Source organism: Pseudomonas karstica (assembly GCF_009707515.1).
Classification (GTDB): Bacteria; Pseudomonadota; Gammaproteobacteria; order Pseudomonadales; family Pseudomonadaceae; genus Aquipseudomonas; species Aquipseudomonas karstica.
Genome location: NZ_WLYI01000027.1, coordinates 66,284 through 87,452, shown reverse-complemented (window position 1 = coordinate 87,452; position 21,169 = coordinate 66,284). Strand labels below are relative to the sequence as shown.

Below are 21,169 nucleotides of genomic sequence, written 5' to 3'. Positions count from 1 at the left end.
CGGGGCGTGGGAGCAATCACTAAACTACTGCCGCCCGCCGCTGAACAAACCGGTCCACATACTCATCCGCCGGCGAATGCAGGATCTCCCGCGGGGTGCCGACCTGGATCAGCTTGCCGTCCTTGAGGATCGCAATGCGGTTGCCGATACGCACGGCCTCGTCGAGGTCGTGGGTGATGAAGACGATGGTCTTGTGCAGGGTCTTTTGCAGCTCCAGCAACTGGTCCTGCATCTCGGCGCGGATCAACGGGTCAAGGGCGCTGAAGGCTTCATCCATCAGGATGATGTCAGTGTCGGCCGCCAGGGCGCGAGCCAGGCCCACCCGTTGACGCATGCCGCCGGAGAGCTGGTGCGGGTATTTGTTTTCGTAGCCCTTCAGGCCCACGGTCTCGACCCAATGCAGCGCCCGCTCGGCGCACACCTGCTTGCTCTCCCCACGCACTTTCAGGCCATAGGCAACGTTATCCAGCACACTCTTGTGGGGCAGCAGGCCGAAGCTCTGGAACACCATGCTGATCTTGTGCCGACGGAATTGGCGCAGGGCTTCCATATCCAGTTGCAGGATGTCTTCGCCATCCACCAGGATCGCGCCACTGGTAGGATCGATCAGACGGTTGAAGTGGCGCACCAGCGTGGATTTGCCGGAACCCGACAACCCCATGATCACGAAGATCTCGCCGGTGCCGATGCTCAGGGACAGGTCGTTCACGCCCACGACGCAACCGGTCTCGGCCAGTACCTGATCCTTGGTCTTGCCCTGGCCGATAAGGGCCAGGGCTTCCTTGGAGCGTGAGCCGAAAATCTTGAATACGTTTTTGACTTCAATCTTGCTGACAGTAGTCATTTGCTCGCCTCATGCCGTGGACGACCATAGGCCTGGGTAATGCGGTCGATGACCACTGCGAGAATCACAATCGCCAGGCCGGCTTCAAGGCCACGCCCAACGTTGAGGGTCTGGATACCTACCAGTACGTCTTCACCCAAGCCTCGTGCGCCGATCATCGAGGCGATCACCACCATCGACAGTGCCATCATGGTGGTCTGGTTGATCCCGGCCATGATGCTCGGCAGGGCCAGGGGCAACTGCACGCCGAACAATTGCTGCCAGCGATTGGCACCAAAGGCGTTGATGGCTTCCATGACTTCGCCGTTGACCTGGCGGATGCCCAGGTCTGTCAGGCGAATCAGTGGCGGCGCGGCGTAGATCACCGTGGCGAAGATCGCCGGCACCTTGCCCAGGCCGAACAGCATCAGCACCGGAATCAAATACACAAAGCTGGGCATGGTTTGCATGATGTCCAAGAGCGGCATCAGCACCGAACGCAGGCGATTGCTGCGGGCCGAAAGAATCCCCAGGGGAATGCCGATCAACACCGAGATCACCGTAGCGACCATCATCAGCGCCAGGGTCTGCATCAGCTTGTCCCACAGCCCGACGGCGCCCACCAGAAACAGCAAGCCCACGATCACGGAAGTAGTGACTACTTTGCGGGTGGCGTGCCAGGCAACGCCGCCGACGATCGCCAGCATCAACCACCAGGGCGCCATGCGCAGCAGGCTTTCCAGATTGACGATGGCCCATAACAGGGTATCGGAGATGTGCCGGAACACATCGCCGTAGTTGGTCACCAGCGAATCAACCCAACCGTTGACCCAATCGGCGATGGAAAACGTAAAACTCTCAGGAAACATATCGTGCTCTCGATCCAGTGGATTGTGACCGGGCCCCCGGTGGCCTGTGGAGACAACCGGGAACGCTCGACCTACAAGGCCGCGTCGATTTTCTTGGCCGCCTCATCGCTCACCCAGGCGTGCCAGACTTCAGGATGTTCCTTGAGAAAAATTTTCGCCAGTTTTGGCGACTCGATTCGCTCTTTGCTCATGCGCGCCAGGTTCTGGTTGAGCAAATCGATAGGCAGGTTGACCTTTTCCAGCACCGCCACCAGTTCAGGGGCTTGCTCGTGAAAAGTCTTGGACAAGCCGACCTTGATGGTCACGCTTTTATCCACGCCGGGTTTTTCTTCCAGCTTCACCAGGTCCACCTGGCCCATCAGCGGCGTTGGCGACCAGTAGTAGAACAGAATCGGTTCGCCACGCTTGTAGCTGGACAACACGGCGGCATCCAGTGCCGGGCCGGTGCCTGGACGGAAGTTGGTGTAGATGCTTTCCAGGCCATAACTTTTCAACATTTCACTGTTGTCCAGTTCGCAAGTCCAGCCGGCCGGGCAGTTGTAGAAACGCCCCTTGGACGGCTCTTCCTGATCCTTGAACACGGCGGAATACTTAGCCAGGTCGGCAATGGTTTTCAGGTCCGGCGCCTTGGGTTCCAACTTGCGCTTGGCGTCGCCCTCAATCACGTAGCGCGGTACGTACCAGCCTTCAATGGCGCCCACCACGGGCGCGCCAACGCCGACGACCTTGCCGGCCTTCTCGGCCTTGTTCCAGATTGCGCTGCGGCCTACCCACTCTTCGGCGAAGACCTGGATGTCATTGCTGCCCAGGGCGTTTTCCATGGTGATGGAGTTACCCGGCAGGCTGTCGGTTTTGCAGTCGTACCCCTTCTCCAGCACAACCTGCATGACGTCGGTCAGCAGCATGCCGCTTTCCCAGTTCAGGCCGGCGAATTTCACCGGCTTACCCGACTCGCACCAACCCGCCGCCTGAGAGGCGCCGCTGCTTGCCAGAAAACCTGCGGCGAACAAGGTAGTCAGCAGGGTCTTATTTATCTTCATTGTGTGACGCTCCCAATCATGAAATGGATTACGGCAGTCAAAAGGCATCCTGCCTTGTCCACGTCTCCTCAGGCTTGTACGGCCAGCCCATTTGTCGTTGGTGTAGCGCCCTGCTCTGGTGGCAGGATCAAGCGTTCAGGAATCGGGCTGTGCCACCGTTTAGCGGCCCAGTAATACAGTGCCGCTGGTACCACCAAACCGATAATCCAGGAGATATCAGTGTCGCCAAGGCTGGCGACCAAGGGACCGGTGTAGAAATGGGTGGCGATGAACGGCATCTGGATCAGCACACCGAACACATAAATGCTGATGCCCATGACGTTCCAACGACCGTAGCGTCCGTCGGGATTGGACAGCGCCGGAATGTCGTAGCGTTCCTTGGTGATGCAGTAGAAATCCACCAGGTTGATCGCGCTCCATGGCGTGAAAAACGCCAGCAGGAACAGGATGAACGCCGAGAAATCCTTGAGGAACGAATCCTTGCCCAGCAGCGCCAGCGCGGTGGCGATCGAGACCATCAGGAAGATGTACAGCAACCGCGCGGCACTCGAGATATGCCGGCTGCCACTAAAGCCACTGATGATGGTAGCGATGGACATGAAGCTACCGTAGGCATTGAGGGTGGTCACGGTGACTTTTCCGAAGGCGACGCTGAAATACAACAGCGCCGCGACAATCCCGGTACCACCCAGACTAACGATGAACGACACCTCGTGATGGGCGAATTGCGAGCCCGCCAGGGCCGCCGCAAACACACCGAACACCATCGACGCTTGTGCACCGATCACCGAACCCAGGCCCACGGCCCAGAATGTCCTGGTAGCCGGCGTACTGCGCGGCAAATAGCGCGAGTAATCCGCCACATACGGCCCGAATGCAATCTGCCAAGAGGCCGACAGGGAAATCGCCAGCAGGAAACTGCCGAGGGAAAAATGCTTGTTGCCCAGCAACGCAGCAATATCGTTACCGGCGAGCAATTTATAGAACAGATATGCAAAGGCAATCACCCCCAACACACTGGCCACACGACCAATGCCGTGGATAACCCGGTAGCCGAAGATGGTAAAGACCATGATCAGTCCGGCGAACAACACGATGCCGATCCAGTCCTCAACGTGAAGCAATTGCGCCACCGCTTGCCCCGCCAGCAACGAGCCGCTGGCGGAAAAACCGATGTACATCAGGCACACCAGCACCAGCGGGATCACCGCGCCATACACGCCAAACTGCACGCGGCTGGAGATCATTTGTGGCAAACCCAACTGCGGGCCTTGGGCCGCGTGCAGCGCCATGACGCCACCGCCCAGCAGTTGGCCGATCAGCAAACCGATCAACGACCAGAACACATCACCGCCCAGCACCACGGCCAGGGCCCCGGTGACAATCGCGGTGATTTGCAGGTTGGCACCCAGCCACAGGGTGAACTGGCTTAACAGACGGCCGTGTCTTTCCGCTTGCGGGATGTAGTCGATCGAACGCCTTTCGATCAACGGGGTGGTGCTTGCACGGGCATCAGTGACAGCCATTTGTGTTCAACCTCTGATGGATTGTTTGGGTTTTGCTTTCCTGTAGGAGCAAGCTTGCTCGCGAAGGTATTTCAGGCGCATCGCTGCCTCCGATGTGCCTTTCGCGAGCAAGCTCGGCGCCTACAGCATCGGCAGGTTCAGGCCCTGTTCCTTGGCACAATCAATCGCAATCTGGTAACCGGCATCGGCATGACGCATCACACCCGTGGCCGGGTCGTTGTGCAGTACACGGGCAATACGCTCGGCCGCTTCGTCAGTACCGTCGCAGACAATCACCATCCCCGAATGCTGGGAGAAGCCCATGCCGACGCCGCCACCGTGGTGCAACGAGACCCAGGTCGCGCCGCTGGCGGTATTGAGCAAGGCGTTGAGCAGCGGCCAGTCGGACACGGCATCGGAACCATCCTGCATCGATTCGGTTTCGCGGTTCGGGCTGGCTACCGAACCGGAGTCCAAGTGGTCGCGACCGATCACCACCGGTGCCGACAACTCACCGCTGCGTACCATTTCGTTGAACGCCAGGCCGAGCTTGGCGCGCTGGCCCAGGCCGACCCAGCAAATCCGTGCCGGCAGGCCCTGGAAGCTGATGCGCTCGCGGGCCATGTCCAGCCAGTTGTGCAGGTGGGCATCGTCCGGGATCAGCTCTTTTACTTTGGCGTCAGTCTTGTAGATGTCTTGCGGGTCGCCCGACAGTGCAGCCCAACGGAATGGACCGATGCCGCGGCAGAACAGCGGGCGGATGTAAGCCGGTACGAAACCCGGGAAGTCGAATGCGTTTTCCACACCTTCTTCTTGCGCCATCTGACGGATGTTGTTGCCGTAGTCGAAAGTCGGTACGCCCATTTTCTGGAAGTCCAACATCGCTTTAACGTGCACGGCCATTGATTGCTTGGCGGCCTTGATCACAGCAGCAGGTTCAGTCTTGGCCCGAGCGCGGTATTGGTCCCAGGTCCAGCCGGCGGGCAGGTAACCATTGAGCGGGTCGTGGGCGCTGGTCTGGTCGGTGACCATGTCCGGGCGCACACCGCGCTTGACCAGTTCAGGAAGGATCTCAGCTGCGTTGCCGAGCAGGGCAATGGAGATCGCCTTGCCTTCCTTGGTGTATTTGGCGATGCGGGCCAGAGCGTCGTCGAGGTCGGTGGCCTGCTCATCGACATAGCGGCTGTTCAAGCGAAAATCGATACTGACCTGCTGGCATTCAATGTTCAGCGAGCAAGCGCCGGCCAGGGTGGCCGCCAGAGGCTGGGCGCCGCCCATGCCGCCCAGGCCTGCGGTCAGGACCCAGCGACCTTTCAGGTCATCGTTATAGTGTTGGCGCCCGGCTTCAACGAAGGTTTCGTAGGTGCCCTGGACGATGCCCTGGCTACCGATGTAGATCCAGCTGCCAGCAGTCATCTGGCCGTACATGGCCAGGCCCTTGGCATCCAGTTCGTTGAAGTGCTCCCAACTGGCCCAGTGCGGCACCAGGTTGGAGTTGGCGATCAGCACACGCGGGGCGTTGCTGTGGGTCTTGAACACGCCGACCGGCTTGCCGGATTGCACCAGCAGGGTCTCGTCGTCGTTCAGGTTGGTCAGGCTTTCGACGATCTTGTCGTAGCATTCCCAGTTGCGCGCCGCACGGCCGATGCCGCCGTACACCACCAATTCTTTCGGGTTCTCGGCCACTTGCGGGTCGAGGTTGTTCATCAGCATGCGCAGCGGCGCTTCAGTCAGCCAGCTTTTGGCGGTGAGCTTGTTACCGCGGGCAGCGCGGATTTCGACGTCACGGTACTTTGTAGGCACTGCCTTTGAAAAATTAGCCACGGAAAACTCCTCTGCGCAATGCGCGAACATGATTGGTGCGAAGAGGATGCTCAACGACTCTTACGCACACATCTTTACTTGTACATACAAGCATATGCAATCAAGCGGCCAACTTGGTCGAGAAGGGCTGGAGATTTTTTCGGATTAGAGGTGAAAGCCTTGGAAAATAAGGCTTCGCGGCTTGATGAATTTTCTTGCAGAAGGGTTCTTGAAGCGGGAGAACCTTGTTACCAAGGCAAGGCATTGCGCCATGCTGGGGCATTCGGTAACAAGTTGGTGCGGGGATTGTTTCTGTGGAGCGAGGGGACGCCTACAAAGGTTAGCAGGGAGCCAGTTCGATCACGCAGCATCGGCCGCTGACGGAGATATCGAGCAACCCGGTGTTACCGTCCAACTGCAGGCAATCATGATGGCCCAGTACTTCACCGAACACCTTCGCATCATCGGCCACGCTGAACACCAGCACAGTCTGTGCCGTGCTGAAGAAACGCTGTACTCCATCCATCCATTGCAGCCGCGCCTGATAGCGTTGCGGCGAGTAGATCAGGTTGAAATCACGGATCGGCCCGTCTACCAACCGGCAGGACACCTGGCTTTCGCCCCTGAACGCAAACGGATCCAGCGCTAACAACTCGCGCGTATCCTCGCCATCCACCGTCAGTACCATACCCGCACCTTGCAGCACGGTGATGACCCGCTGATACCCGGCAAAGCTGGAAAAACCACCCGACTCACCAATGTCGGCAATCGACAGGCGCCAGCCAAAACCGTCCAGGCCAGCGCCTGTATCGCGGGTGATCTCTTGGGTGCTGCCGCCGCCATTTTTCCACGGCATGCGCACGTATTCGGCCGCGCGCCAGACTTTTACTGTACTCATTTACTGAAGCGTCCTTCCAGGCTATGACGGGAACCAGGGTGGATCAGCCGCGCCGCGGTCACCGGCTGGCGGCCGGACCAAGTGCGACGACGGATCAGCAGGCACGGCTCACCGGCCTCGATTTGCAGCAGCGTGCATTCCTCGGCGTCAGCGAGGATCGCCTCGACCACATGCTCGCCTTCCGTCAGCGGCGCGACCTGGTTCAAATAGGCATAGGGTGTTTGCAGGGTGAAATCCTGCTGCAAGTACTCCGGCGCCACCAGGGCATTGACGAAACGGTCTTCGATTTGTACGGGGATGTCGTTTTCGTAGTGCACGATCAACGAGTGGAATACCCGCCCGCCTTCGCGCATCTCCAGGGCCACGGCGCGCTCGGAACCGGCGGCTTCTTCATCAAGGGTGATGACCTTGCAGGTATGGCGATGCCCACGGGAGGCGATCTCATCAGCGATGTTGTGCACTTCAAACAGCGCCGACTGGCTCTTGGGCTCGGCGACGAATGTACCCACGCCTTGCATACGCACCAACAGGCCTTCGGCGGTCAACTCACGCAGGGCGCGGTTGATGGTCATGCGGCTGAAGCCCAGTTGGCTGACCAGTTCGCTTTCCGACGGCACGCGATAATGGGGCGGCCAGTTTCCGTTAAGAATCTGCTGGCTGATCATCTGTTTGACGCGGGCATACAAGGGCGCCGGACTTTCGTCCATGTGGGCAGCCAGCGAGGAGTTGGCAGGCGGAGTCGGCACAGGAAATCCTTGCAGGTGAAAAAAGAAGCCTAGCTTGCCGGAGTTTACCGAGCAGGCAAACGTCTGTATATGTATATACAAATAAACACACGACCGGAGTGCCCGAATCATGTCCGCTTTCTTTGCCGATCGCGCGCTATTGCCTGATGGATGGGCCAATGATGTACGTCTTGAAGTCAGCGCCGACGGCCTGCTGACTAAAGTTGAGGCCAATGCCCAGGCGGACGGTGCCGAACGACTCAGGGGCCCGCTGCTGCCAGGCATGCCGAACCTGCATTCCCATGCGTTTCAGCGCGCCATGGCAGGCCTGGCGGAAGTGGCCGGCAATCCCAATGACAGCTTCTGGACCTGGCGCGACCTGATGTATCGCCTGGTGGGCAAGATCAGCCCCGAGCAACTTCACGTCATCGCCCGGCAGTTGTATATCGAGATGCTCAAGGCCGGCTACACCTCGGTCGCCGAGTTTCATTACGTACACCACGACGTCAACGGCCAACCGTATACCGACCCGGCGGAGCTGTCGCGACAGATCAGCCGCGCTGCGGCCAGCAGCGGTATCGGCCTGACCTTGCTGCCGGTGCTGTACAGCCATTCTGGTTTCGGCGGCCAGGCTCCAAATGAAGGCCAGCGGCGCTTTATCAACAGTACCGAGAACTACCTGAACCTGCAGTCATGCCTGCAACCGATTCTGGCAGCGCAACCGGCGCAGCAACTGGGCCTGTGCTTCCATTCGCTGCGCGCCGTCACACCACAACAGATCAGCGAAGTCCTGGCCGCCAGCGACAAGACCTGCCCGATCCATATCCACATCGCGGAGCAGCAAAAGGAGGTCGACGACTGCCTGAACTGGAGCGGCCGTCGCCCGTTGCAATGGCTGTATGAAAACACCGACGTCGATCAACGCTGGTGCCTGGTACACGCCACCCACGCCAACCCGGAAGAAGTCACGCTAATGGCCAAAAGCCGGGCGATTGCCGGCCTGTGCCTGACCACCGAAGCGAACCTGGGCGACGGGATTTTCCCGGCGGTGGACTTCCTGGCCCAGGGCGGACGCATGGGGATTGGTTCCGACAGCCACGTTTCATTGAGCGTGGTGGAAGAATTGCGCTGGCTGGAATACGGTCAGCGCCTGCGAGACCAGCGGCGCAACCGGGTGTATCGCAGCGATCAGCCGATGGTGGGTCGCACGCTGTTTGATGCGGCGCTGGACGGCGGTGCCCAGGCTTTGGGGCAACCGATTGGTCGACTGGAAGTTGGCAAACGTGCGGATTGGCTGGTGCTGGACGGTAACGATCCGTACCTGGCGACGGCCAATGATGACGGGATTCTGAATCGCTGGCTGTTTGCTGGCGGGGATCGACAGGTGCGGGATGTAGTGGTCAATGGCCAGAGGGTGATTCGCGACGGGCACCATGCCGGCGAGGAAGACAGCAGCCGGGCATTTACCCAGGTCTTGCGGGACTTGCTGGGCTAACACTGTCGCTGCCGAGGCACGAGGCTGCGATGGGTTTTGCGGCATTCCGACGTAGCGCCCTAAGGGCGCTCCTGCGGACCGCATCGCAGCCTCGTGCCTCGAAGCGGCAGTTACTGCGACGCCTTCGCCATCTGCTTGTCTGACGTACGCCAGATCAACCGGGTAGTGTCATACCCCTGCTGCCGCGCCCGGCTCAGCAGGTCTTCGCGCGTATCGGTGCTGACTGTCGGCGTGCGGGACAGCAGCCACATGTAACGCCGGCTCGGGCTGCCGACAATCGCTGTCTTGTAGTCATCGCTGACATACAACACCCAGTAATTGCCCTTGGCAACGCCCGGCAGCAGCGCGGTGAACCAGTTATTGAATTCAATCCAGAGCTTGTCGGTCTTGCCGGCAACCTGCGGAGTGGCCGTACCCTTGGCCTCTTCCCACTTCCACTCGCCGGTCAGGCAACGGTTGAACACCGACATATCGCCATCGGGCAGCAAGGAATAGCGGGCTTCGGACTGCTCGCAGTTACGCTGGAAGTACATCGGCAAACGGGCCAACTCATACCAGGTACCCTGATAACGCTTGAGGTTGACGCTGCCAACGGTCTTGGGTTGCAGATCATCACCAGAATGGCTGGCGCAGCCCGCCAAAAACAGGCTGGCACAGAGGTATAGAACAAAACGCATCATTGTTTTTCTCCCGCAGGCTTTCGCCCCGGTTTACTTCAGGCCTTGCCCGGAAAACATCAGAACTTTGTCACCGGCGTATTGCACGCTGATAAAGCTGTTTTTATCGCCCCACGTGCAGCTGGACATGCCCAACGCGCCGGAGCAGTCAGTCGGCTTACCCAGCAGCGATTCCACCTCGGCTTTAGGCATGCCTGCCGAAAGCTTTGCGTAGTTTTCTTGGGTGACCTTGCTGCAAGCGGCCAACAGCACGCAAAACGACAACAGGGCAAGACGGCGTAACGACATGGAATAGCTCCTGGAGAGACGAAGCAACCTGGGGGGTTGCCAGAAGCTTAGAAGGGAAAAGGGGTGTCTGGTTCCCGACGGACGAAAACAAAAAAAACCCCGAAACGCTGAAAGCATTTCGGGGCTTTTGCTTACCGCAAGCCGATCTTGAAAAATCAGGCCTTGTGGTAACCGGTCACACGCTCAACTTCTTCCTTCGAACCCAGGAACACCGCCACACGCTGGTGCAGGCCTTCAGGCTGGATGTCGAGAATACGTTGATGGCCGTCGGTGGACGCACCACCCGCCTGCTCCACCAGGAACGACATCGGGTTGGCTTCGTACATCAGGCGCAACTTGCCCGGCTTGGACGGCTCGCGGCTATCGCGTGGGTACATGAACAGGCCACCACGAGTCAGGATGCGGTGTACGTCGGCGACCATGGCGGCGACCCAGCGCATGTTGAAATTCTTCTTCAGTGGGCCTTCCTCGCCTTCCATCAACTCGTTCACGTAGCGCTTGACCGGGGCCTCCCAGTGGCGCTGGTTGGACATGTTGATGGCGAATTCCTGGGTGGTCGCCGGGATGGAGATGTCTTCGTGGGTCAGCACGAAGCTGCCCATTTCACGGTCCAGGGTAAAGCCTTTAACGCCGTCACCCAGGGTCAACACCAGCATGGTTTGCGGGCCGTAGATGGCATAACCGGCAGCTACCTGCTCGGTGCCCGGCTGCAGGAAGGCCTTCTCGCTCAAGGCTTCGTTCTGGCTCAGGTGCTCGTTCGGGCAACGCAGTACCGAGAAGATGGTACCGACCGGCGCGTTGATATCGATGTTCGAGGAACCGTCCAGTGGGTCGAATACCAGCAGATAGGCGCCTTTCGGATATTTGCCTGGGATCTGGTAGGCATTGTCCATTTCTTCGGACGCCATGCCGGCCAGGTGACCGCCCCACTCGTTGGCTTCGAGGAGGATTTCGTTGGAAATCACATCGAGTTTCTTCTGTACTTCGCCTTGTACGTTTTCAGTGCCCATGCTGCCCAGGACACCGCCCAGCGCGCCTTTGGAGACGGCGTGGCTGATTTCCTTGCAAGCACGCGCCACCACTTCGATAAGGAAGCGCAGATCGGCAGGCGTGTTGTTGCTGCGGGTCTGCTCGATCAAATAGCGACTCAGGGTAACGCGGGACATGGAAGGCTCCGGAGAATGAGGGGACTAAAAACCCGCGCAGTTTAGCGCGAGTCGAGGTGTATTTCCTCCTATCAGAGGATTTAACTCCGATAGAGTTCAGGGGGTACGCCGTTAAGGCTTGAGCGGTGGCTTGCGCAACAAGCTGTAGGCCATTGCCCCCAGCGCCACCACACCCAGCAGCAACACGGCCCACAAACCGAGCTTCTTCCAGTTCGGACCCGCCAGCGTTGATGCGGCGGCTTCGCTGACCAGCACTTGCCCCGCCGTCTTGGCCTGCCCCAAACCGGCCAGGCGCTCGACGCTGTAATCAGGAATCAACGTCGACAACGGCAAGTTCGCGCCTTTCACTGACGGATTACCCAATGCCAGGGTAAACGGCGGCTCGCCCCGCGCCAGGAATACCAATTGCGTGGCACGCACGGCAACGCTCAAGGCGGGCGCCTCGACGCCCAGGCCACCGCCGCGCTCATCCACATCCAACTTGAGTTGCGCCACCGTCTGGCCGGGCAACTGCAGTTCATCCTGCACCACCTCCTGACCGCCCTCGGTCAGCCGGTAGAGCAAGCCGACGCTCAATGGGCGCCAGGCTTGATTGCTTTCCCGACGCCCGGACAGGGTCACCGGGGCCAGGCTGTTGGGCTGGCTCAATTCGATGCGCAGGCGCTCGACGTTCAGTCCGCGGGGTAATTGCCAACTGTACTCCCCCGGTTTGAGCCGGCTTCCCGCCAACGGCTGCGACCATACCAGCGGCAACGGCATGCTGTGCACGCTTTCCAACTGCGCCGACGTCAACACCGGCGCCGCCTGGCCTTTCCACAGCAGGCGCAGGTAACGCGCCGGTCGCCCCGGCAAACCGACTTCATGCTGCTCGACCTGCTCATCGGCAAAGGACAGCCGGGCCACCTGCCCTTCGCCCCAGGAGCGCCACACCTGCAAATCGTCGCTGGCTTCGATGCTAAAGCGCTGGAAGCCATCGCGCTCACTCGCCCAGTCAAGGATCAATTGCTGCAAAGGCGCCTTGACCCCACTGGCGTCCAGCAGCCAGCCACGCAACACTGCTTTGCCCGCGCCCGGCTGACCCGACGGTTGCACCTGCACCAGGGTGCCATCGGCGCTGGATTGCACGCGCACGCTGGGCGCAACCTCGTTGGCGTCGGCGGCGGCATACAGCGGGAACCATTTGACGCTGGTCAAGCTGCGGCTTTGCGACTGTTGCGCCGATTGCTGCGCCAGGGCATAGGCCTGAGGCTCACCGGCGGCATTGAACACCCGCACATCACTCAGGTCTGCCTGGCGCGCGCCCAACTGCACCGCCAACGGCAGCTCCAGGCGATACCACGGGCCCTTGCCGCTCACCGTCAGCGGCACCTGGGTGGTGAAGTCGGCGGGCGTTTCCCCGGCCCAGGCCGATAACGCTGTACACAGGCCCAACACCGCCACACTCAGCTTGCCCATCAAGAGGACGCTCCTTCAGTTTCAACCACCGGGTCAGCGCGCTTGGGTGGCAGCGGCGCGAAATAACCCACCACCAGCAACAACGCACCTACACCGATAAACGACACGATCCGCGCCAGGCCACCACTGTTGCTCAGCTCGACAAAGAACAATTTAGCCACCACCACGCCAATCAGCCCGGCGCCGATCAGCCATACCTCACGGCGATGGCGCAGATGACCACCGATCATCAGGCTCAGGGCAACCAAGGTCCATACAATCGACAACCCGGCCTGGACCAGCATCGACTCCAGCAAGGCATCCAAATGGAACGGCACGCCCCCCCAGTGGTGAGCGGTGCGCATCACCAGCGCGGTGAAGAACACAAACAACGAGATCCCGACAATGCCTTGGGCGACCTGCTGCCCACCAATGCCCCTCTGCGCCGCCGCGCTGCGCGACCACAGGTACACGCCCAACAGCGTGAACATCAAGCCCAAGTCCAACGGGTTGAGCAGCGGTATATAAGACAACGGTTGGGCGGCCCCATCGCTGAATATATTGGCCAGCCAGAACCAGCCGAGCATCAACACCGCCAAGGGTAATGCGGCATACCACCGGTACTCCCGCGAATACGCCGAAACCGGCCATGGCCAGCTTCGCGGCGCGCCAGCCAACACCAGGTACACACTGGGCAGAATCGCCCAACCCAGCCAGCGCCAGGCGTTGTATTGCTGCGACAACAGCAGCAGGCCGTAGCGCAACTCCAGCGCCAGCACGCCGATCAGCAGCCAGCAACCAAGCACATGAGCGATGCTCAGGGCTTTTTCCGGGCCGACCGAGGCCAAGCGGCGCAGGGACACAAAGTGCACCGCAAATACCATCACCCATGCCAGCCAGGCGTAATTCGCCGCGGGGTGGTAATAGGCATGCGCGGACACCAGCAACACCAGCCCCGCCGCCGGCATCAACAAGGTGCACAGCCCACCCAGCGACACCCAGTGCAGGCGCACGGCCAATGCAGTCCAGATCACCACGCTCACTGCCGCCACCACCAACAGCCACGTACCGTGCAGCTCCATCGGTATGAAACGCAGCACTTCACCGATCAGCGCCACTGCCCACCAGGCCGCGCCCCATACCAGCAAAAGGTCAGACAGACGTTGCAGTTTCATTCTGGCAAACACTGGCGAATAAGGTTCACGCTGCAAGCGCCAGGCCCCCACCATCGCGGCCAACCCGAGGGCCAGCGGCGCCCAGAAACCACTGTGGGCCAGGGGCCGCAAACCGTCGCCTGCCGGCCCATGTAATGCCGGCACCGCCAGCAGAAACAGAGCCCCACCCAGCAACTGCACGCTGAACGCGCTGAACAGGAACGCCCGAGAGCCGATACCCAGGCCGACCCACAAGGTCACCAACCCCGCCACTGCCCAACTGATAGTCGTGCCATGGTTCGACAGCAGCAGCGGTGCGAGCAAATAAAGAAAGCCCAGGCCGACACAGGCCAGCACTGGCAAACCTTGACGCTCCCAGCCTGAAGCTTGCTCCGGTTGCGTTTTGCGCAATTGATAGAAGCTGAACAGCAACGCGACACCCAACAGCAGCGCCCCCAGCGGCGCACCGTCCAACAGGCTGTTCTCGCCCACCCGCAGCTCACTGAGGAACACCAGCGCCGACCCCGCCTGCAACAGCAAACCGAAAGCACGAGCCAGCGGCCGCTGCTGGCGCAGGCCCAGCCAGAAGATACCCGCGCCCTCCACCGCCCACGCGGCGGCAGTCCAGCGGGCGTCCAGGCCCAGGGGAATCGCCAGGCTGGTAAAGATCACCCCCAGGGCCAGGCAGCTCTCCACTAGCAACAGGGCGCGGCCGCCTTTCAGCAAGCGAGCCAGGCCCATGTAAATAATGCCAAGGCCCAGCGCGCTGAAAGCAGCGGCAAACTCCAGATGCTGCACCAGCGCGAACTGCAAACCAAATCCCACCAGCGGCGGACCAAACAGCATACTGGCGTCGACATAATCGCCCTTGGCCGTCGACCAGCGCAGCAACGCATCGCGGCTGTCGTCTTCAGGTGCATCGGTCATCTCCTGCAGTTTTCGACGGACGAACAACAGGCCGATGGCCAGGTACATCAGGAAAAACACAATCAGAAATGGCTCGGTGCTCCACAGGTGCTCCGGCGTATAGGAGCCCATGCCCCAGGTGAAACCGATGCCGAAAGTACCGACAAAACCGATCAGGTTGAGCGGACGCCAGGCCTTGAACCAGGCGATAGCCAGGATGCCGGCATTGAGCAAGGTGAAATAGCTGAACAGCGCCACATGGTTACCGGCACCAGTGGACGCCAGGATCGGCGCGGCAAACCCGCCAAGGGCCGCGGCACACGCCAGGCCCAGGGCGTTCTGGGTCACCGCCAGGATCGCCGAGAACACCGTAACGGCCACCAGCAAGCCCATCGCGGCACCGGGATCAAGCAGCGGATGCAAGCGCATCGCAGCGAATACCGTCAGGTACAACACGCCAATGCCCGTGCCTTGCAGCATCAGGCCGTAGTTGCTGTTGCGCAGCCGCAACCACCAGCCCAGGCCCAGCAGGCCCACGGCACAGGCGGCGACACCGGCGTAGCGCAACTCTAACGGCACCACCATGCCTTCGGTGGCATAGCGCAACAGGAAGGCCAGGCCGAGGAACAACAGCACCACGCCCACCCGCAGCACGGTATTACCGCCGAATAACCAACTGCGCACGCCGCTGATGACGCGCTCGATCAGGTTGGGGCCACGAGGGATAACCGGTTCAGGGGCGCGCCGGGCGTTGGCAGGTTTCCAGGCATCCTCCGGCAACGACTGGCTCGGTTCAGTCATCACGGCGGCATATGTCGGTTCCAATTCGACGGGCAGCTCCCAGACCAGCTCGGGTGCCTGGACTGCAGGCGCCGCGTCAGGACTGAAGGGCTCGACAAACACCCTGGGCTCGACCTCGGATTTTTCCAGCAGCGCCAGGCGTTGTTCCAGAGCCCTCAAAGCGCTGTTGGCAGTCTCCAACTGACGGTTTTGCTCATCCGCCCACGAAGCCAGCGTCGACAGGCGAATCGCCTGGCCAATGCCCAAACCCAGCAGCGCGCCAATGCCTGCATCACTGAACGACTCATCGAGTGCCCAACCGAGCACCAGGCCAATCAGCATGAAAATCCATTGCATGTTCGATATCCCTAAGCAGCCCGAGAGGGGCGGAACCGGTGCTTAGTATATCTGTAGGAGCGAGCTTGCTCGCGAAGAACCTGAGGACGACGTGCTTATTCAGAAAGCACGCGTTTTCGTTGACGATCTTCGCGAGCAAGCTCGCTCCTACAGTGGTCCTACTCCAAGGCTTTCCAGATATCTGTCGCGTATTCCCGGATGGTTCGGTCAGAGGAGAACCACCCCATCCGTGCGGTATTGAGCACAGCCGAGCGCCACCATTGCTGGGAATCGTGCCAATGGGCCTCGACCCGCGCCTGAGCCTCCCAGTAAGAATCGAAGTCGGCACATACCAGGAACCGATCGTAGTCAACCAGCGAATCAACCAATCCCACATAACGCCCCGGATCGTCCGGCGAGAACACCCCGCCACGAATCGCTTGCAGCACATCGTTCAAACGATGGGAGGCAGCGATGTCCGGCTCGGCATTGAACTCGCCGGCATGCTTGCGCGCTTCCACCTGCTGGGCACTGAGGCCGAAGATGAACATGTGCTCGGCCCCCACGCGCTCGCACATCTCAACGTTGGCGCCATCCATCGTGCCAATGGTCAGTGCACCATTAAGGCCGAACTTCATGTTACTGGTGCCCGACGCCTCGAAACCGGCGGTGGATATCTGCTCCGACAGGTCGGCGGCCGGAATGATGCTTTCTGCCAGGCTGACGTTGTAGTTGGGCAAGAACACCACCTTGAGCAAACCACGCACCGTGGGATCGTTGTTGACCGTACGGGCGATGTCGTTGGTCAGTTTGATGATCAACTTGGCCTGGTGATAGCTGGCCGCTGCTTTGCCGGCAAAGATTTTCACCCGTGGCACCCACTCGGTCTCAGGCTCGGCCCGGATCGCCTGGTACAGGGCGACGGTGTGCAGCAGGTTCAGCAGTTGGCGCTTGTACTCGTGGATCCGCTTGACCTGCACATCGAACATCGCTGCCGGGTTGACCGAAATCCCCAAGCGTTCGTGGATGATATCGGCCAATGCCCGTTTACTGTACAGGCGCTGTTCGGCAAAGGCCTTGCGAAACGCCTGCTTCTCGGCAAACGGCTCCAGGTCCAACAGGCGCTGCTCGGGATTGTCGAGAAGGTCCTCCCCCAGCGATTTCACCAGCATCTCTGTCAGTTGGGGGTTGGCCTGGTACAGCCAGCGGCGGAAGGTGATGCCGTTGGTCTTGTTGTTGATGCGCTCCGGGTAGAGCTTGTGCAACTCGGAAAATACCGTGCTGCGCATCAGTTGCGTATGCAGGCCGGACACCCCGTTGACGCTGTGGGAGCCGAGAAACGCCAGGTTGCCCATGCGCACGCGACGGCCATTGTCTTCTTCGATCAGCGACACCGCCCGCAGCACATCAAAATCATGAACACCCTTGGCTCGCAAGGCATCGATGTGCTGCGCGTTGATCAGATAGATAATCTGCATGTGCCGCGGCAGCATGCGCTCCATCAAACCCACCGCCCAGGTTTCCAGGGCTTCGGGGAGTAAGGTGTGGTTGGTGTAGGACAGTGTTTCTACGGTGACCTGCCACGCCGCATCCCAGGCGATGTCGTGCAGGTCCACCAATTGGCGCATCAACTCGGCCACGGCGATGGACGGGTGGGTGTCGTTGAGCTGGATCGCTGCGTGTACACCCAGGCTCAGCACCGAGCCGTGCATGTTTTTGTGGCGGCGCAGCAAGTCCTGCAGCGAGGCGGAGACAAAGAAGTACTCCTGGCGCAGGCGCAACTCCTGTCCCGCTTCGGTGCTGTCCGCCGGGTAAAGCACTCGCGAGATGCTTTCGGCACGGGCCACTTCAGCCACGGCCCCCAGGTGGTCACCGGCATTGAAGCGCTCCAGGTGCAGGTCTTCCACCGCCCGCGCCCGCCATAGCCGCAAGGTATTGACGCTAGCACCCCGCCAACCGACTACCGGCGTGTCGTAAGCCACCGCGCGCACGGTTTCACTCGGCGACCAGACCTGAATCGATTTGCCGGACACATCCAGTACGGTCTCCACACTGCCGCCAAAACCGATCGGGTAAATCACTTCGGCCCGCTCGAATTCCCAAGGGTTGCCGAAGTCCAGCCAGCGCTCGGTCTGCTCCTGCTGCCAACCATCGACTATTGCCTGACGGAACAAGCCGTGTTCGTAGCGAATGCCATAACCGTGGCCGGCGATCCCCAATGTCGACATGCTTTCCATAAAGCACGCCGCCAATCGCCCCAGGCCACCATTGCCCAGGGCCGCATCGGGTTCCAGCAGGCGAATACGCTCCAGGTCCACACCCAGTTCACTCAATGCCTCACGCGCCACCTCCAACAGTCCGAGGTTGCTCAAACTGTCAAAGAGCAGGCGACCGATCAGGAACTCCAGGGAGAGGTAATAGACCCGCTTCTGCCCCTTGCGGTAGATGTTCCGGGTATGGTCCATCCAGTGGTCGACCATGTGGTCCCGGGCTGCCAGGGCGATGGCTTCAAACCAGTCGTGGTCAAACGCGTGATCAGGATCCTTGCCCACCGCGTAGGTGAGCTTGGTCAAGACGGCATCGCGAAATGCGGCTACCTCTGCTTCTCGTACAAGTGGTTCCTGAGACATCGGTGCGACCTCGGGCGAGATAGAAGAAGGGAAATACTGGAGCCTAGACGGTCTGACAAACCGTGACGCCTGCGGTTCGGCAGTTCTTTAAATCATCTGCGATTGCCTGGAAAAGGATGCAGGGGCCGTGCCCGTTTATTCCTCAAAGCAGCCTTTGAGCTGAAATACGGAAAATATTGTTCAAAAAACCACCAATCCCGGTATGATCCCGCGCCCGGATAACGCCCCCTCTTGGAAACCTGATGAAGCCTCAACTGATCGCCGCTGCGGAACTCGACCGTCTTGAAACGTGGCAGAAGTATTCCAGCCACATGTGCGGCGGCTGCGTGTCCAGCTGCTGCACCTTGCCGGTCGAGGTGAAGATCAAGGACCTGATCCGCATCGGCATCGTCGATGAGTTCGAGCGCGGTGACCCACCAAAAAACATCGCCAAGCGGCTGCAGAAGGAAGGCATCGTCGAGCGCTATAACCAGAAATCCGAGATATTCACCCTCCAGCGCATGAGCAATAACGACTGCCTGTACCTGGATCGTAAGAGCCGCTTCTGCACTATTTATGACCAGCGTCCCGATACCTGCCGCAATCACCCGAAGATCGGGCCACGGCCGGGGTATTGCGCATATAAGCCCAAGGAAGTGGTGCGCGAGACCAAGATCCGCACCCTCGACAAGTTCTAAGGCTTGAGCCGTGCGCGCATGGCGGGACGCGGAGCATAAGAACGATCGTTTAGACCCCAGACAAACAAAAACGCCCCCGACCTTGCGGTCGGGGGCGTTTTTTTTGCCAGCTAACTAAATGACTTAGTTACCGGACTTCTTCGCAGCGCGGGTACGCTCGCTTTCGCCCAGGATCTTCTTGCGAAGACGGATGGACTTAGGCGTCACTTCACACAGTTCGTCTTCTTGCACGAACTCCAGAGCTTGCTCCAGGGTGAACTTGACAGGCGGAACCAGTGCGATGGTTTCGTCTTTACCCGAAGCACGCATGTTGTCGAGCTTCTTGCCTTTGGTTGGGTTCACACCCAGGTCGTTGTCGCGGCTGTTCAAACCAACGATTTGACCTTCGTAGATATCCTGGCCGTGTTCAACGAACAGCTTGCCACGAGCCTGCAGGGTTTCCAGCGAGTAGGTCAGTGCCTTACCGGTAGCTACCGATACCAGCACGCCGTTCTGACGACCGGACATGTCGCCGGACTTCATCACGTCGTAACGATCGAAGATCGAGGTCAGGATGCCGCCACCGGAAGTCAGGGTCAGGAACTCGTTACGGAAACCGATCAGGCCACGGGCCGGGATGTTGTACTCAAGGCGCACACGGCCCTTGCCATCCGGAACCATGTTGGTCAGGTCGCCTTTACGGATACCGATCTGTTCCATGATCGAGCCCTGGGACTCTTCTGGCAGGTCGATGGTCACGTTTTCGTACGGTTCGTGCTTGACGCCATCAACCATGCGGATGATCACTTCAGGACGACCAACACCCATTTCGAAGCCTTCGCGACGCATGGTTTCGATCAGTACCGAGAGGTGCAGCTCACCACGGCCGGATACCTTGAACTTATCAGCCGAGTCGCCTTCTTCAACGCGCAGAGCAACGTTGTACAGCAGCTCTTTGTCCAGACGCTCTTTGATGTTACGGCTGGTGACGAACTTGCCTTCACGGCCGCAGAACGGCGAGTCGTTAACCTGGAAGGTCATCGAAACGGTAGGTTCGTCAACGGTCAGCGGCTTCATCGCTTCAACATTCAGTGGGTCGCACAGAGTGTCGGAGATGAACAGTTGGTCGAAGCCGCTGATGCAGACGATGTCGCCGGCAGCTGCTTCTTCGACGTCGATGCGGTGCAGGCCGTGGTGACCCATCAGCTTCAGGATACGACCGTTACGGCGCTTGCCGTCGGCATCGATAGCCACAACCTGGGTGTTCGGCTTGACGCGACCACGAGCGATACGGCCAACGCCGATAACACCCAGGAAGCTGTTGTAGTCCAGTGCGGAGATTTGCATCTGGAACGGACCGTCACGGTCGACTTTCGGCGCAGGTACGTCGTCGATGATCGACTGGTACAGCGGGGTCATGTCTTCAGCCATGTCGGTGTGGTCCAGACCGGCAATACCGTTCAGGGCCGAGGCGTAGACGACTTTGAAGTCCAGCTGTTCTTCGGTGGCACCCAGGTTATCGAACAGGTCGAAGATCTGGTCCAGAACCCAGTCCGGACGCGCGCCTGGACGGTCAACCTTGTTGATCACCACGATTGGACGCAGGCCGGCTTCGAAAGCCTTCTTGGTCACGAAACGGGTTTGCGGCATAGGGCCGTCTTGAGCGTCAACCAGCAGCAGAACGGAGTCAACCATCGACATTACACGTTCAACTTCGCCGCCGAAGTCGGCGTGGCCCGGGGTATCCACGATGTTGATGTGGTAGCCGTTCCAGTTAATGGCAGTGTTTTTCGCCAGGATGGTAATACCGCGCTCTTTTTCCTGGTCGTTGGAGTCCATCACGCGCTCGTCGTTGAGCTCGTTGCGCTCCAGGGTGCCGGATTGACGCAAGAGTTTGTCTACCAGGGTGGTCTTACCATGGTCAACGTGAGCAATGATGGCGATGTTACGTAGATTTTCGATCACTTGTGTATCTCGATCAGAG

16 protein-coding genes are annotated in these 21,169 nt (G+C 59.9%); 2 read left to right on the top strand and 14 right to left on the bottom strand.

Features of this window, described 5'->3' with window-relative positions:
• Positions 1-19 precede the first annotated feature (19 nt).
• The 7 genes from GIR22_RS19215 to hutC form a co-directional block, all read right to left on the bottom strand.
• Positions 20-844, bottom strand: coding sequence for a quaternary amine ABC transporter ATP-binding protein (locus GIR22_RS19215; protein WP_154744848.1), 825 nt, complete (start codon positions 842-844; stop codon positions 20-22).
• Complete coding sequence (locus tag GIR22_RS19210; RefSeq protein ID WP_154744847.1) at positions 841-1,692, bottom strand: ABC transporter permease; 852 nt, start codon at positions 1,690-1,692, stop codon at positions 841-843. Before GIR22_RS19210 ends, GIR22_RS19215 begins: the two co-directional genes overlap by 4 nt.
• 71 nt (positions 1,693-1,763) lie before the next feature.
• Positions 1,764-2,732 (bottom strand): ABC transporter substrate-binding protein, encoded by a 969-nt coding sequence (locus tag GIR22_RS19205; protein WP_154744846.1) that lies wholly within the window; start codon positions 2,730-2,732, stop codon positions 1,764-1,766.
• Between the two features lie 68 nt (positions 2,733-2,800).
• Entirely contained in the window at positions 2,801-4,258 is a 1,458-nt protein-coding gene (locus tag GIR22_RS19200; protein WP_154744845.1) for a purine-cytosine permease family protein, read from the bottom strand.
• Between the two features lie 120 nt (positions 4,259-4,378).
• Complete coding sequence (gene hutU, locus GIR22_RS19195) at positions 4,379-6,040, bottom strand: urocanate hydratase (protein WP_343039655.1); 1,662 nt, start codon at positions 6,038-6,040, stop codon at positions 4,379-4,381.
• Between the two features lie 340 nt (positions 6,041-6,380).
• Positions 6,381-6,938 carry a HutD/Ves family protein gene (locus tag GIR22_RS19190; protein ID WP_154744843.1) on the bottom strand — a complete coding sequence of 186 codons (558 nt, stop codon included), beginning with the start codon at positions 6,936-6,938 and terminating at the stop codon, positions 6,381-6,383.
• Complete coding sequence (hutC, locus tag GIR22_RS19185; RefSeq protein ID WP_154744854.1) at positions 6,935-7,645, bottom strand: histidine utilization transcriptional repressor HutC; 711 nt, start codon at positions 7,643-7,645, stop codon at positions 6,935-6,937. The genes GIR22_RS19190 and hutC overlap by 4 nt, the downstream gene beginning before the upstream one ends.
• 148 nt (positions 7,646-7,793) lie before the next feature.
• Here hutC and GIR22_RS19180 point away from each other — a divergent pair, with 148 nt between their 5' ends.
• Positions 7,794-9,158, top strand: a complete 1,365-nt coding sequence (locus tag GIR22_RS19180) for a formimidoylglutamate deiminase (RefSeq protein ID WP_154744842.1) — start codon at positions 7,794-7,796, stop codon at positions 9,156-9,158.
• A 110-nt stretch (positions 9,159-9,268) separates the two neighbouring features.
• Here the strand turns inward: GIR22_RS19180 and GIR22_RS19175 are convergent, their stop codons facing one another.
• The 6 genes from GIR22_RS19175 to GIR22_RS19150 all read right to left on the bottom strand — a co-directional run bounded on the left by GIR22_RS19175 (position 9,269) and on the right by GIR22_RS19150 (position 18,529).
• Entirely contained in the window at positions 9,269-9,838 is a 570-nt protein-coding gene (locus GIR22_RS19175) for a lipocalin family protein (RefSeq protein ID WP_154744841.1), read from the bottom strand.
• 30 nt (positions 9,839-9,868) lie between these two features.
• Positions 9,869-10,123, bottom strand: coding sequence for a hypothetical protein (locus GIR22_RS19170; RefSeq protein ID WP_154744840.1), 255 nt, complete (start codon positions 10,121-10,123; stop codon positions 9,869-9,871).
• 155 nt (positions 10,124-10,278) lie between these two features.
• Positions 10,279-11,289: a class 1 fructose-bisphosphatase gene (locus tag GIR22_RS19165; protein ID WP_154744839.1), complete on the bottom strand. Its 1,011-nt coding sequence runs from the start codon at positions 11,287-11,289 to the stop codon at positions 10,279-10,281.
• A gap of 111 nt (positions 11,290-11,400) precedes the next feature.
• Positions 11,401-12,744 carry a DUF3999 domain-containing protein gene (locus tag GIR22_RS19160; RefSeq protein WP_154744838.1) on the bottom strand — a complete coding sequence of 448 codons (1,344 nt, stop codon included), beginning with the start codon at positions 12,742-12,744 and terminating at the stop codon, positions 11,401-11,403.
• Complete coding sequence (locus tag GIR22_RS19155; protein WP_154744837.1) at positions 12,744-15,920, bottom strand: DUF2339 domain-containing protein; 3,177 nt, start codon at positions 15,918-15,920, stop codon at positions 12,744-12,746. Before GIR22_RS19155 ends, GIR22_RS19160 begins: the two co-directional genes overlap by 1 nt.
• Before the next feature lie 158 nt (positions 15,921-16,078).
• On the bottom strand, positions 16,079-18,529 hold the full coding sequence (locus tag GIR22_RS19150) for a glycogen/starch/alpha-glucan phosphorylase (protein WP_154744836.1): 2,451 nt from the start codon (positions 18,527-18,529) through the stop codon (positions 16,079-16,081).
• Between the two features lie 242 nt (positions 18,530-18,771).
• Here GIR22_RS19150 and GIR22_RS19145 point away from each other — a divergent pair, with 242 nt between their 5' ends.
• Positions 18,772-19,206 (top strand): YkgJ family cysteine cluster protein, encoded by a 435-nt coding sequence (locus GIR22_RS19145; RefSeq protein ID WP_154744835.1) that lies wholly within the window; start codon positions 18,772-18,774, stop codon positions 19,204-19,206.
• A gap of 123 nt (positions 19,207-19,329) precedes the next feature.
• Here the strand turns inward: GIR22_RS19145 and typA are convergent, their stop codons facing one another.
• On the bottom strand, positions 19,330-21,150 hold the full coding sequence (gene typA, locus GIR22_RS19140) for a translational GTPase TypA (protein WP_178122353.1): 1,821 nt from the start codon (positions 21,148-21,150) through the stop codon (positions 19,330-19,332).
• Positions 21,151-21,169 lie beyond the last annotated feature (19 nt).